The organism is Mesorhizobium vachelliae, from assembly GCF_033977325.1.
In the GTDB taxonomy this organism is placed as follows: Bacteria; Pseudomonadota; Alphaproteobacteria; order Rhizobiales; family Rhizobiaceae; genus Mesorhizobium; species Mesorhizobium vachelliae.
Map to the genome: position 1 here is coordinate 271070 of NZ_JAVIIR010000005.1, position 13343 is coordinate 284412.

General features: G+C 64.4%; 14 protein-coding genes. 11 read left to right on the forward strand and 3 right to left on the reverse strand.

The window, feature by feature from the left end; genetic code table 11:
- The first annotated feature begins 69 nt into the window (after positions 1–69).
- Entirely contained in the window at positions 70–1347 is a 1278-nt protein-coding gene (locus tag RFM41_RS13565; protein WP_320249499.1) for a 4-aminobutyrate--2-oxoglutarate transaminase, read from the forward strand.
- 53 nt (positions 1348–1400) lie between these two features.
- Here the strand turns inward: RFM41_RS13565 and RFM41_RS13570 are convergent, their stop codons facing one another.
- The 3 genes from RFM41_RS13570 to RFM41_RS13580 are packed head-to-tail and all read right to left on the reverse strand — an operon-like array spanning position 1401 to position 3254.
- Positions 1401–1727: a type II toxin-antitoxin system RelE/ParE family toxin gene (locus RFM41_RS13570; protein ID WP_320249008.1), complete on the reverse strand. Its 327-nt coding sequence runs from the start codon at positions 1725–1727 to the stop codon at positions 1401–1403.
- A gap of 4 nt (positions 1728–1731) precedes the next feature.
- A complete protein-coding gene (locus RFM41_RS13575; RefSeq protein WP_320249007.1) occupies positions 1732–1962 on the reverse strand; it encodes a type II toxin-antitoxin system ParD family antitoxin in 231 nt (76 codons plus the stop codon).
- Between the two features lie 38 nt (positions 1963–2000).
- Positions 2001–3254, reverse strand: coding sequence for an NAD(P)/FAD-dependent oxidoreductase (locus RFM41_RS13580; RefSeq protein WP_320249005.1), 1254 nt, complete (start codon positions 3252–3254; stop codon positions 2001–2003).
- Between the two features lie 414 nt (positions 3255–3668).
- On the opposite strand from RFM41_RS13580, the gene RFM41_RS13585 reads away from it, so the two are divergent.
- The 10 genes from RFM41_RS13585 to miaB all read left to right on the forward strand — a co-directional run bounded on the left by RFM41_RS13585 (position 3669) and on the right by miaB (position 13274).
- Complete coding sequence (locus tag RFM41_RS13585; RefSeq protein WP_320249003.1) at positions 3669–4958, forward strand: imelysin family protein; 1290 nt, start codon at positions 3669–3671, stop codon at positions 4956–4958.
- 55 nt (positions 4959–5013) lie between these two features.
- Positions 5014–5325, forward strand: coding sequence for a (2Fe-2S)-binding protein (locus RFM41_RS13590; protein WP_320249001.1), 312 nt, complete (start codon positions 5014–5016; stop codon positions 5323–5325).
- Complete coding sequence (gene bfr / locus RFM41_RS13595) at positions 5291–5776, forward strand: bacterioferritin (protein WP_320248999.1); 486 nt, start codon at positions 5291–5293, stop codon at positions 5774–5776. The genes RFM41_RS13590 and bfr overlap by 35 nt, the downstream gene beginning before the upstream one ends.
- Before the next feature lie 12 nt (positions 5777–5788).
- The gene (locus RFM41_RS13600) at positions 5789–7384 is read left to right on the forward strand and encodes a di-heme oxidoreductase family protein (RefSeq protein ID WP_320248997.1); all 1596 of its coding nucleotides are present in this window, start codon (positions 5789–5791) and stop codon (positions 7382–7384) included.
- A complete protein-coding gene (locus tag RFM41_RS13605) occupies positions 7384–8463 on the forward strand; it encodes an imelysin family protein (RefSeq protein ID WP_320248995.1) in 1080 nt (359 codons plus the stop codon). Before RFM41_RS13600 ends, RFM41_RS13605 begins: the two co-directional genes overlap by 1 nt.
- A gap of 4 nt (positions 8464–8467) precedes the next feature.
- Positions 8468–9574: a DUF1513 domain-containing protein gene (locus tag RFM41_RS13610; protein WP_320248993.1), complete on the forward strand. Its 1107-nt coding sequence runs from the start codon at positions 8468–8470 to the stop codon at positions 9572–9574.
- 227 nt (positions 9575–9801) lie between these two features.
- Entirely contained in the window at positions 9802–10491 is a 690-nt protein-coding gene (gene tsaB / locus RFM41_RS13615; RefSeq protein ID WP_320248991.1) for a tRNA (adenosine(37)-N6)-threonylcarbamoyltransferase complex dimerization subunit type 1 TsaB, read from the forward strand.
- Positions 10491–10985 (forward strand): GNAT family N-acetyltransferase, encoded by a 495-nt coding sequence (locus RFM41_RS13620; protein WP_320248989.1) that lies wholly within the window; start codon positions 10491–10493, stop codon positions 10983–10985. Before tsaB ends, RFM41_RS13620 begins: the two co-directional genes overlap by 1 nt.
- A gap of 27 nt (positions 10986–11012) precedes the next feature.
- Positions 11013–11813 carry a lyso-ornithine lipid O-acyltransferase gene (olsA, locus tag RFM41_RS13625; RefSeq protein WP_320248987.1) on the forward strand — a complete coding sequence of 267 codons (801 nt, stop codon included), beginning with the start codon at positions 11013–11015 and terminating at the stop codon, positions 11811–11813.
- Between the two features lie 51 nt (positions 11814–11864).
- Complete coding sequence (gene miaB / locus RFM41_RS13630) at positions 11865–13274, forward strand: tRNA (N6-isopentenyl adenosine(37)-C2)-methylthiotransferase MiaB (protein ID WP_320248985.1); 1410 nt, start codon at positions 11865–11867, stop codon at positions 13272–13274.
- The last annotated feature ends 69 nt before the right edge of the window (positions 13275–13343 follow it).

Consider the following 13343-nt stretch of genomic DNA (forward strand, 5'->3'; position numbering starts at 1 on the left):
TAAGGTCAGAAGGGTTTCGATCAACGGAGCGGGTCCGATCCCGACGAGGGATGCCCGATGAGGGACGATATGAAGAATTCAGCCATTTCCGAACGCAAGAACCAGTCGATCTCGCGCGGCGTCGGTATGACGACGCAGATCTATGCCGATCGTGCCGAGAATTCGGAAATCTGGGATGTCGAAGGCCGCCGCTATATCGACTTCTCGTCGGGCATCGCCGTGGTCAACACCGGCCATCGCCACCCGAAGGTGATCGAGGCCGTCAAGGCGCAGCTCGACCGCTTCACCCACACCTGCCACCAGGTTGTGCCCTATGAGAGCTATGTGCATCTCGCCGAGCGCCTGAACGGCATGCTGCCCGGCAAGTTCGACAAGAAGACCATCTTCGTCACCACCGGCGCTGAGGCGGTCGAGAACGCCATCAAGATCGCCCGCAACGCCACCGGTCGCCAGGCGGTCATCGCCTTTTCCGGCGGCTTTCATGGCCGCACCTTCATGGGCATGGCGCTGACCGGCAAGGTCGTGCCCTACAAGGTCGGCTTCGGCGCCATGCCGGGCGATGTCTTCCACGCGCCGTTCCCGGTTGCGCTGCATGGCGTCTCGGTCGCGGATTCGCTGGCCGCGCTCGACAAGCTGTTCAAGGCCGATGTCGATCCGAACCGTGTGGCCGCTATCATCGTCGAGCCGGTGCAGGGCGAGGGCGGCTTCTACGAGGCGCCCCGCGATTTCATGACCGCGCTGCGCAAGATCTGCGACCAGCACGGCATCCTGCTCGTCGCCGACGAGGTGCAGACCGGCTTTGCCCGCACCGGCAAGATGTTCGCGATGGATCATCATGACGTGGCGCCCGACCTCACCACCATGGCCAAGAGCCTCGCCGGCGGCTTCCCGCTGTCGGCCGTCACCGGCCGCGCCGAGATCATGGATGCGCCTGGCCCCGGCGGTCTCGGCGGCACCTATGGCGGCAGCCCGATCGGCGTCGCCGCCGCGCATGCCGTGCTCGACGTGATCGAGGAGGAAAAGCTTTGCGACCGCGCCAATGCGCTCGGCGCCAGGCTGAAGCAGCGGCTGGAATCGATCCGCGACGACGTGCCGGAGATCGTCGACATCCGCGGCCCCGGCTTCATGAACGCCGTCGAGTTCAACGACGTGAAGAAGGGCCTGCCCTCGGCCGAATTCGCCAACGCGGTCAGGCTGAAGGCGCTGGACAAGGGCCTCATCCTGCTCACCTGCGGCGTCTACGGCAACGTCATCCGCTTCCTGTCGCCCATCACCATCCAGGACGGCGTCATGACCGAAGCGCTGGATATCCTCGAGACCTCGATCCATGAGGCGCGGGTGGCCTGACGGCGGTCTCCATTCCCTCCTGACGGCTTGCGTCGAAGCGATTGGATGTGCCGTCAGGAGTTCGGATTCTGTAGCCAGACGGGAACATCCCTCTTGGCGTGCAGAACCCGCCAAATATCGATATGGTCGGTCTGTTCGAAATAGAAAATCAGGTATGGATAGCGCTTGAATTGTACGCTGCGCAGACCGGGCAATCCAATTTCGTAGCCAAATCTCAGAGAGCCTGACGCCGGATGGCGGGCTATCAGTTGGTAGGCGCTTTCGAGGTCGTCGACGTAGCCCAGCGCTACGTGTGAACCAGCTTCTCGTGCATAATAATCAACAGCGTCCTCGATATCGCGCAGAGCAAGGCTTCGAGGAATAACTGGCTTGGTGGCCACTAACTTATTGGCCCTGCGCTCGTTTCCTCAGCGCTGCGAAATAGTCGTCGTCAACGGCAGCGCCCGGCGCCGATGATGCGCCCTCAAGGAGCAGCCGGCGAAGAAGCTGACGGTCCTGATCGTGGCGGATCAATTCACGCACATACTCGCTGCTCGTGCCATAGCCACGATCCGTCACCTGCTGGTCGACGAAATGCTTCAAGCTGTCGGGCAGTGAGATATTCATCGTGCTCATGCAGCCATTTTATGGCCTATGGCAAAAATTGGCAATCTCTACGCCCTAGCTTTGACCGGCTCCCTATCCTGAAAAGCCGCAAGCGCTGCCTTCAGCGCATCCGGCCCGCCTGCCACGGTCTGCGGCGTCGGCGAGAAGCCGGCACCGAGCATCTTGCGGCCGAGCATGTGATCGGCCGGGCGGTTGACGGATTCGATGCCGAGCAGCCGGTCGCCGGCATAGTGGTAGATCGAGAACTTGTTGTCGGCGAGATCGCCGAGCAGGACATGGTGATCGCCGCCTTGCGTCAGCCCAACCATCTGCAGCTTCATGTCGCCGATATCCGACCAGAACCACGGCACCGCCGTGAACGGCTCGGCATGGCCGAGAATGGTGCGTGCGGCGAGCCTGGCCTGGTCGGTGGCGTTCTGCACCGATTCCAGCCGCACGTCGCCGCCGGTGAACCAGTGCCGATAGGAGGCCGCGTCGCCGATGGCGAGGATCTCGGGGAGCGAGCTTTGCATATGCTGGTCGACGCGGATGCCGTTGCCGATGGCGAGACCCGCGGCTTCCGCCAGTTCGACATTGGGCACCACGCCGATGCCTATGATCACCATCTGCGCAGGCAGGCGCTCGCCGCTGGACGTGATCGCGGCCGAGACGCGGCCGCCTTCGCTCTCCAGGCGCGCGACGGTGGTGCCGGTCAGGATGCGCACGCCGATCGCCTCCAGGCGTTGGCGCACATGGGAAGCGATCACCGGCGCCACGACGCGGCCAAGCAGGCGATCGACCGCCTCGACGACGGTGACGTTGCGGCCGGCGGCCCTCAGCGTCGCCGCGATCTCCAGCCCGATGAAGCCGCCGCCGAGAATGACCACGTCCTCGGTCTGCGTGCTGAGCTCGCGGATAACCCGCGCGTCGGCCAGCGAGCGCAGCGAAACCACTCCGGCGAGGCCGGCGCCGTCGAGCTTGAGCAGGCGCGGCCGCGAGCCGGTCGCGAGCACCAGCCGGTCGAAGCCGAGCATTCCACCGCCTGCGACATTCAACTGGCTCGCGCGGGCATCGATGCTGTCGATGCGCACACCCGGCCGGTAATCGATGGTGTTGCCGGTGTAGAAGGCCTCGCCGCGCAAGGGCTGCGGCTTGGCCTCGGGATCCTTGATGAAGGTCTTGGAGAGCGGCGGCTTGTGATAGGGCAGTTCCTTCTCGTCGCCGATCAGGACGACAGGCCCTTCATAGCCTTCCTCGCGCAGGCTGGCCGCGGCCTGCACGCCGGCATGGCCCGCACCGACAATCACAACCCCGTTCGTCATCGCGATCCTTTTTTGTTGCAAATCTAGGCCCTTGCGGCAGGTGGCGATTGTCCGCCACCGCCGCAAGGGCCGCGGATCGGGTCGCACCCGGAATGGCTGTCTGTCAATCGGGTCAGCGAGGTAGTGTCGGGTTTAAAGTTGATATTTGTAGTTTAGAATAATTCTAAACTGTTGTTTCAATTGAATTTTTTCTGCCGAGCCAGTTGACTCCCGGCCTCTCCATCGGTTTATGGAGGGCTGCGCGCAACGCGCATTCCTTTGATGTCTGGGCCTTGAACCCTTTCGATTGGAGGCAAGTGGGTGTCTTTTTATCGCGAACCGCGCATCGGCGCGGCCACCATTTTTCCCGGCATGCTCATGCCTCGGCGCGGGTGGGCGTCTTTTATTGAATTTCCAAATAACTGGAGAAGGACAATGACGGCACGTAATGGCGGCAGACTGGCTGCGATCTGCGCCACGGCTGCGCTGACGGCGGCGGTTTTCGTGTTGCCGGCGAAAGCCGGGACCGACGCCAAGGCGGTGATCAAGACCTATGCCGACATCGGGCTGGCAAAATACGAGGATTCGCTGACCACGGCGCGGGCGTTGGACAAGGCGGTCGATGCGCTCATCGCCAGCCCTTCGGCCGATACGCTGAACGCTGCTCGCGAAGCCTGGAAGGCGGCGCGCGTCCCTTACCAGCAGACCGAGGTTTATCGGTTCGGCAACAAGATCGTCGATGATTGGGAAGGCCGCGTGAATTCGTGGCCGCTGGATGAGGGCCTGATCGACTATGTCGCCAAGAGCTATGGCACGGAATCGGATACGAATGCGCTCTACACGGCCAATGTCATCGCCAACAAGGAAATCGAGATCAACGGCAAGAAGGTCGATGCCTCGAAGCTGACGCCCGAATTCCTTTCGGGCACGCTGCAGGAGGCCGGCGGCGTCGAAGCCAATGTCGCGACGGGCTACCATGCCATCGAATTCCTGCTCTGGGGCCAGGACCTGCACGGCACCGGTCCCGGCGCGGGCGAGCGGCCCTATACCGATTATGACCTCAAGAACTGCACCAATGGCAATTGCGACCGCCGCGCCGAATACCTGAAGTCGGCGAGCGGCCTTCTGGTTTCGGACCTGCAGGAAATGGTCAACGACTGGAAGGAAGACGGCGCCGCGCGTAAGGCGCTCGTGGAGGGAGAGCCAAACGTCGGCATCTCGACCATCCTGACCGGCATGGGTTCGCTGTCCTACGGCGAGCTGGCCGGCGAGCGCATGAAGCTTGGCCTTCTGCTGCATGATCCGGAAGAGGAGCAGGACTGCTTCTCCGACAACACCTACAACTCGCATCTCTATGATGCGGTCGGCATCCGCGACGCCTACCATGCCAGCTACAAGCGGCTCGACGGCTCCGTGGTTTCGGGTCCGTCTGTGTCGGACATGGTGAAGGCCGCCGATCCGGCGATCGACCAGGAGCTTTCGGGCAAGCTGGACACCACCGTCGCCAAGATGGAGGCGATCAAGGCCCGTGCGGTCGCCGGCGAGGCCTACGACCAGCAGATCGCCGAAGGCAACACCGAAGGCAACGCCACCGTGCAGGCGGCGATCGACGCCCTGATCGACCAGACCAAGTCGATCGAGCGCGCCGTCGGCTCGCTCAAGCTGAACCAGATCGCCTTCGAGGGTTCCGACAGCCTCGACGCTCCCGACAAGGTGTTCAAGTAGGGTTTACCCGCCAGCCAAGCGGCGCCGGCCCGGCGCCGTCAGCCAGAGCAAACAGATGCTGATCTGCCATTGCAACATCATCACCGAGAAGGAGATCGAGCAGACGATCGTCGGCCTGCTGGATGAGGATCCCTGGCAGCTGATCGTGCCCGCGAAGGTCTACCACGCGATGCGCAAGCGCGGTCGCTGTTGCGGCTGTTTCCCAAATGTGGTGGAAACGATCATTCGGGTCACCGAGAACTACCACGCCCGCTCAGAGGTGGGGGGCGTGGAAGTCGTTTCACACCTGGATCGCGTGAGAGGCTTGCGCGGCCAATACGGGAGCAGAACCCATGAAAGGCGAACCGCAGATCATCGAGCGGCTTAACGAGGCCCTGTTTCTGGAGCTTGGAGCCGTCAACCAGTACTGGGTGCATTATCGCCTGCTCGAGGATTGGGGCTACACCAAGCTGGCAAAGAAGGAGCGGGCGGAATCGATTGAGGAAATGCATCACGCCGACCGCCTGATCACGCGCATCATCTTCCTTGAAGGCCATCCCAACCTGCAGTCGGTCGCGCCGCTGCGCATCGGCCAGAACGTCAAGGAAGTGCTCGAATCCGATCTCGCCGGCGAATATGACGCGCGCACCGCCTACAAGCGCTCGCGCGAGATATGCCACGAGGAAGGCGATTTCGTCTCGATGAAGCTGTTCGAGGACCTGTTGACCGACGAGGAAGGACATATCGACTTCCTGGAAACGCAGCTCGACCTGCTCGCCTCGATCGGCGAGGAGAAATACGGCCTGCTCAACGCCGACTCGGCCAACGAGGCGGAGTAAGGACATGCGGGAATGCGGCGCCCCGTAGGTTTTTCGCGCCGCGCGCGGCGGGCCGCAATCGACGGCCGGCCGCTTCGGAAGACCCCGCGATACCGGACCGGTAGCGGGGCTTCGCTTTTGCTGACGATCGCGCTTTCCACATCCGCGCTGGCCGGCGCCGCCCTGCCGACAAGCCGCAGCGACCTGACGCCGAAGGACCAGGCGCGGGTCCTGGCCGTCACCAGGCCAACGACCGACTTCACCAAGCCCGAACCGTTCGAGCTGATGCAAGGCGGCACCGGGACGTCGCGCAAGGACGTCAACCGCGATGCCTTCTCGCAATCCTCCGCCAACCTCACCTTCGAGGAGGAGGGCACCTTCAAGCTCGGCAACGCGCTGTTCCGTAAGAACTGGGTGTCGTCGCCGTCTTCCACGCAGGCTTCGGATGGGCTTGGCCCGCTCTTCAACGAGCGCGCCTGCCAGAACTGCCACTTGAAGGACGGTCGCGGCCGTCCGCCGGAAGGCGATGCCGGATCGACGTCGATGTTCCTGAGGCTGGCGCGCGACGCCGGCAGCGCCGAGGAAAGGGCCGCGCTCGCCGACCACAAGCTGCTGAACTTCCCCGATCCGGTCTATGGCGCGCAGCTGCAGGATATGGCGGTTCCCGGCCTCAAGGGCGAGGGCCGGATGCGCGTCGATTACCAGGAGCAAGAAGTGACACTCGGCGACGGCACCGTCGTTTCGCTGCGCAAGCCGAGCTATACGATCGAAAATCTCGGCTACGGTCCGCTCGATGCGCACATCACGCTGTCGCCGCGCCTGACGCCGCCGATGATCGGGCTTGGCCTGATCGAGCAGATCGCGCCTGCCGACATCCTCGCCCACGCCGATCCGGACGACCGCGACGGCGACGGCATTTCGGGCCGGCCGAACATCGTGCGCGACGAGCTGAGCGGCGCGGTGACCTTGGGCCGTTTCGGCTGGAAGGCGCAGACCGCCTCGATCCGCCAGCAGGCCGCCGATGCCTTTGCCGCCGATATCGGCATCTCGACGCCGGAAATCCCGAAGCATTGGGGCGACTGCACCGAGGCTGAGAAGGATTGCCTTGCCATGCCGAACGGCGTGCAGGAGCGGCTGGGTAGCGCGGAAGCGCCGCCGCCGGTGATGGACCTCGTCACCTTCTATTCGCAGAACCTGGCCGTGCCGGCGCGACGCGGCCTCGACAGGCCGGACGTGCTTGCCGGCAAGAAACAGTTCTACGAAATGGGCTGCATTGCCTGTCACACACCGAAATTCGTCACCATGCGCGGCACGCCCAACAAGGCGCAGGCCTTCCAGCTGATCTGGCCTTATTCCGATTTCCTGCTGCACGACATGGGCGAGGGCCTGGCCGACGGGCAACGGGTTGGGGAGGCGAGCGGCAGCGAGTGGCGCACGCCGCCGCTCTGGGGTATTGGGCTCACCGCGACGGTCAACGGCAACAGCTTCTATCTGCATGACGGTCGCGCTCGCACGCTTGCCGAGGCGATCCTGTGGCATGGCGGCGAAGGCCTTAAGGCGCGCGACCGCTTTGCCCGGGCCGCCGCGGCCGATCGTGACGCGCTGATCAAATTCCTGGAGTCTCTGTGATGTCGAAACGCCTGGCCGCCGCGCTTGTTGTTCCGCTTTTTCTGGCCATCTCCCTGCCGGCATCGGCCGCGGTCAAAGCCTCCGACGTCATCGGCCGTGCGGTCGACGGTTTCGTCCGCCCCGCCTATGCCAGCCTCGACGAGCATGCGATGGGCCTGGCCAAGGCGATGCGCCAGCTTTGCGAAGCGCCGTCCGAAAAGAGCCTCGAAGGCGCGCGCTCCGCGTTTTCAGGCACGGTGGAAGCCTGGTCGGTGGCCGAGATCATCGGCTTCGGACCGATCAAGGAAAACAACCGGCTGGAACGCATGCTCTATTGGCCGGATCGTAAGAGCATCGGCCTGCGACAGGTGCAGGCCACGCTCGCATCGAAGGATCCTTCCGCCACCGATCCGGCGCAACTGGCGCAAAAGAGCGTCGCCATGCAAGGTCTCGGCGCCCTCGAATATGTGCTTTACGGCGACGGCGCCGAAACGCTCGCCGGGAAAGACGATCCCTATCGTTGCGCTTATGGCGCGGCTGTCGCCGGCAATGTCGAAACCATGGCTGGCGAGGTGCGTGACGCCTGGCAAAAGCCCGACGGCTTTGCGTCGCTCTGGGCCAGTCCGGGGCCGAAAAACCCGCTCTATCGCGACGGCAACGAGGCGGTCACGGAATTGGTCGGTGTCTTCATCAACGAGCTGGAGATGATCCGCGACGTGCGGCTCAAGGGCTTTCTCGGCACCAAGCCGGATGGCGACAAGCCGAAGCAGGCGATCTACTGGCGCTCGCAGAACACGACAGCCTCGCTCGCCGGAAATCTCTCCGGCATAAACCAGCTGTTCCAGGCCTCCAAGCTCGGCGAGGCTCTGCCCGCCGATGCGCAATGGATGGCCGAGTCCATCCACATCCAGCTCACCAATGGCGTGACGACAGCGAAATCCATCGCCGGCCCGATCGACAAGGCGCTCGCCGATCCGGCGCTGCGTGACAAGTTCGAGCATTTCGCGCTGATCACTTCGAGCCTGTCGACCTTGATCGGCACCAGGATGACCGCGGAGTTCGGTCTGACCGCCGGCTTCTCGTCGCTGGACGGAGATTGATGCCGTGAGAACCGCCCTCATCGACCGCCGCGATTTCCTGCGGGCCGCGGGCGCGGGCTTTGCCGCCGCCATGGCGCCGCGTGCCTGGGCCGACACGCTTGCCGCGGATGCGGTGTTTGCCACGGCTTTCGTCAAGCGCGACGGCAGCTTTGGCGCCGCCGTGCTCTCCGAGGCGGGAAAAATCCTGCACACGGTCGATCTGCCCGATCGCGGCCACGACGTCACTTTCGATCCGGTGTCGAAACGTTCGGTGGTCTTTGCCCGCCAACCCGGCACTTTCGCCGTCGTCTTCGACCATGCCGGCCGCGACAAGCCACTGACCATCGCCAGCATCGCCGGCCGGCATTTCTTCGGCCATGGTGTGTTCTCGCCTGACGGCGCCTTGCTCTATGCGACGGAGAATGATTTCGACAACGCGGCAGGTGTCGTCGGCGTCTATGACGCGCGGGCCAAATTCAACCGCATCGGCGAGTTCCCGACCTATGGCATGGGGCCGCACGAGCTGCTGCTGCTCGGCGATGGCAGGACGCTCGCCATCGCCAATGGCGGTATCGAAACCCATCCCGACTATGGCCGCGCCGAACTGAACATCGCGACGATGAAACCGTCCTACACGCTGGTCGACCGCATCACCGGCGACCTCATCGAAAAGCACGAGTTGCCGCCGACGCTGCATCAGCTGTCGATCCGCCACATGGATCGCGACCAGGCGGGTACCGTCTGGTTCGGCTGCCAGTATCGCGGGCCGGCGACCGATCGTCCGGCACTGGTCGGCCGCGCCGCGCGCGGCAAGGAGCTCGAGCTCCTGGAGATGCCGCAGGACGTGCTCTCAGGCTTCCGCAATTATATCGGCTCGGTCGTCGCCAATGCCGCGACGGGCACGGTCGCCGTCACTTCGCCGGAGGGCAATTCGCTGGCCGTCATCGACGCCGCCAGCGGACGCGTGGTCGAGACCAAGTCGCTGGTCGAGGTTTGCGGCCTTGCGCCCGACGGCGCCGGCTTCATGGCGACGACCGGCGCCGGCGAGATCGTCGGCGGCGCCGGCGCCACCCGTTCCGAGCCGGACTATGTCTGGGACAATCACATGCTGCGCATCGTCGCGCCGGCATGATCGCCGCGCCCAGAGCAATTCCAGGAAAAGTGTGAGCGGTTTTCCGTCCGGAATTGCGTCAAAACAAAGAGATAGAGCGGCTCGCCGTTTCCGTGAAACGGTGAAACGCTCTAGAAGCAAAGCCGCGTAACATTTCTGCGCCCTGGCCCTTGCGGCGATCGCCTATGCCGGGCAGAGGGAATTGTGTTTCGATCCAGTCCGTTAACCGGCCACATGAAGCTGCCCTTATGAAGCTGCTCGCCATCGACTGCGCCGCCAATCTCTGTGCCGCTTGCGTCTATGATGCGGGCGCGGGGAGGGAGCTTGGCCGCGAGGTGCGCGATCTCGGCAAAGGCCACGCCGAGCATCTGATGGCCGTCATCGAGACGGCCCTGCAGGCCGGCGGGGTCGGCTATCCTGATCTCGACGCCGTTGCCGTGTCGATCGGTCCGGGCTCCTTCACCGGCCTGCGCGTTGGCGTCTCGACCGCGCGCGGCCTGGCGCTGGCGCTAAAGATCCCGGCGATCGGCGTGACGACGCTGGAAGCCCTGGCGGCGGAGGCGGCGAGCGCCTTTCCCGGGCGCGCGGTGCTTGCCGCGCTGGACGCCGGGCGCGAGGAAATCCATGCCGCGCTCTATGATGAAGCGTTAGCCGAAACTTACGGACCTTCGGTGGCCACGCTTTCTGAGGCCGTGACCATGGCCATCAACGCCAAAGCGGTCCTGGCCGGCACCGCCGCGCTCCAGATTGCCAAGGCGGCGGGTCGCGTCTTCGACACCGGTCCGGTCGCCGCCACCGCCGACATCGCGACCTATGCCAGGCTGGCCTCGGCCAGGGAGCCGGGCGAGAAGCCCAAGCCGCTCTATCTGCGCGGCGCCGACGCCAAGTCGCAGGCGGGCTTTATTCTGCCAAGGCGGGACAAGGGAAGCGAGCCCTGATGCGCATACCGTTCTTTAAGCCGCGCCGCAGGGACTACGCATTGGAGCCGCTGACGGTCGCCGACAGCGCCGCCGTCTCGGTGCTGCATCGCGAGGATTTCGTGCGACCCTGGACCGACGGCGAATTCGCAGCGCTCCTCGAGCAGGACACCGTCTTCGGCTATGCGGCGCGTGAGACCGGCCAAGGCGCCAAGCCGCCGGTCGGCTTCGTGCTGGCGCGGCTCGCGGCCGGCGAAGGCGAAATCCTGACCGTGGCCGTCGCCCGCAGCCATCGTCGCCAGGGCCTTGGCTGGCAATTGATGGATGCGGTGCTGCGCGAATTGCACGCGCAGCGCGCCGAAGCGCTCTTCCTCGAGGTCGACGAGACCAACGCGCCGGCGATCGGGCTTTACCGCAGGCTCGGCTTCATCCAGGTCGGTCACCGCCCGAACTATTACCGTTCGACCGAGCACGGCCCGACCGGCGCGCTTGTCATGCGCCGCGATCTTCGCTAGCCAATCCGCGCGATAGGGCGGGAGCGAATGATCAAGAAATTACGGATTTACCTGGCGCTCTCCTATGTCGTCGCCTGTTCGCTGGTGCTTGTGCCGCTCCAGATCCTGTCGATGAAGACGGGGCTGTGGCCTGAAACCTTCATCCTGAAGATCTGGCACAGCATGATCCTGAGGGCGCTCGGCATGCGGGTGCATGTGAAGGGCGCGCTGGCCAAGGAGCGGCCGCTGCTTGTCGCGGCCAACCACATTTCCTGGACCGACATCATGGTGCTCGGCTCCTTCGTCGACGTGAAATTCATCGCCAGGGCCGACATGGAAGGCTGGCCGCTGATCGGCATGCTGTCCAAGCTGCAGCGCACCGTCTTCATCGAGCGCGAGCGCAAGCGCACCTCTGGCGACCAGGCGAGCGAGATCGCCAAAAGGATGGCAAAAGGCGACGCCATGGTGTTGTTCGCCGAAGGCTCGACCGGCGACGGCAACCTCGTGATGCCGTTCAAGAGCACGCTCTTCGGCGCGGCCTCCATGGCGATTTCGGAAGGCGCGGCGGAACAGGTCTTCATCCAGCCCGTGGCGATCGCCTATACGCGCCTGCACGGCATGCCGATGGGCCGTCGCCATCGGCCGATCACCGCCTGGATCGGCGACCAGGATCTGATGCCGCATCTGAAAACCCTGCTTGCCGAGGGCTCGATCGATGCCGAGGTGCATTTCGGCGAGCCGGTGCCGTTCTCCAAGGGCTCGAACCGCAAGGAAACGGCAAGGCTGATGGAAGCCAAGGTGCGCGAGATGATGCAGGTCATCCTCGCCGACCCGGCCAAGAGCCGGTAATCCACCAAAATCGTCTGTTTTTTGTCACGGAAAGGCGGTAGAAGCCGCCCGATGGATTTGAACACGATTGAAAGCCACGACATCGGCGCTGCGGCCGAGCACTCGGCCAGCACCGACCGGACGGCGAAAAAGGTCTTCATCAAGACCTATGGCTGCCAGATGAACGTCTACGATTCCCAGCGCATGACCGATGCGCTGGCGGCCGATGGCTATGTCGCCACCGACGCCGTCGAAGACGCCGATCTGGTGCTGCTCAACACCTGCCATATCCGAGAAAAGGCGGCGGAAAAGGTCTATTCCGAGCTTGGCCGCATCCGCGACATGAAAGCCGAGCGCGCCGAGGCCGGTCGCGAGCTCCTGATCGGCGTCGCCGGCTGCGTGGCGCAGGCCGAGGGCGGCGAGATCATCCGCCGCGCCCCTGCGGTCGATCTGGTCATCGGCCCGCAGACCTATCACCGGCTGCCCGACGTGCTGGCGCGGGTCCGTGGCGGTGAGAAGATCGTCGAGACCGAATACGCCATCGAGGACAAGTTCGAGCATCTGCCGCAGCCGAAGCGCGCCGAGCTTGCCAGGCGCGGCGTCACCGCCTTCCTCACGGTTCAGGAAGGTTGCGACAAGTTCTGCACCTTCTGCGTGGTGCCCTATACGCGCGGCTCCGAGGTTTCGCGCCCGGTGGCGCAGATCGTCGCCGAGGCCGAGCGCCTGGCGGAGGCCGGCGTGCGCGAGGTGACCCTGCTCGGCCAGAACGTCAATGCCTGGCACGGCGTCGGCGAAGACGGCGAGGAATGGGGCCTCGGCCGTCTGCTGTTCCGGCTTGCGGAAATCCCCGGCCTTGCACGGCTGCGCTACACCACCAGCCATCCGCGCGACATGGACGACGAATTGATCGCCGCGCATCGTGACCTGCCCGCCTTGATGCCCTATCTGCATTTGCCGGTGCAGTCGGGGTCCGACCGGATTTTGAAGGCTATGAACCGCAGGCACACGGCACGTGACTACCTGGCGCTCATCGAGCGCATCCGCGCCACCCGCCCCGACATCGCCATGTCCGGCGACTTCATCGTCGGCTTCCCCGGCGAGACGGATGAGGATTTCGAAGCGACGCTGAAGCTGGTGCGCGAGGTGGGTTACGCCTCGGCCTTCACCTTCAAATACTCGCCCCGCCCCGGCACGCCGGGCGCCGAGATGGACGGCCACCTCGCCGAAGCTGTGAAGGACGAGCGGCTGCAGCGCCTGCAGGCGCTGATCAACGAGCAGCAGCACAATTTCATCGCCAGCCGGGTCGGCCGCACCGTCAGCACACTGATCGAGAAGCCCGGCCGTCGCCCCGGCCAGATTGTCGGCCGCTCGCCATGGCTGAACCCCGTGATTGTTGACGACAAGGCCGGTGGAATCGGTGACATTATTGACGTACGAATCACGAAGACAGGCCCCAACAGCCTGTTCGCCGAGTTGGCCTGAATGCATGTCGCTAGAAAAGTGCCCGCGGTTGGGACAACGACATGCATGCCGCAAGCCTCGGCAGATGAG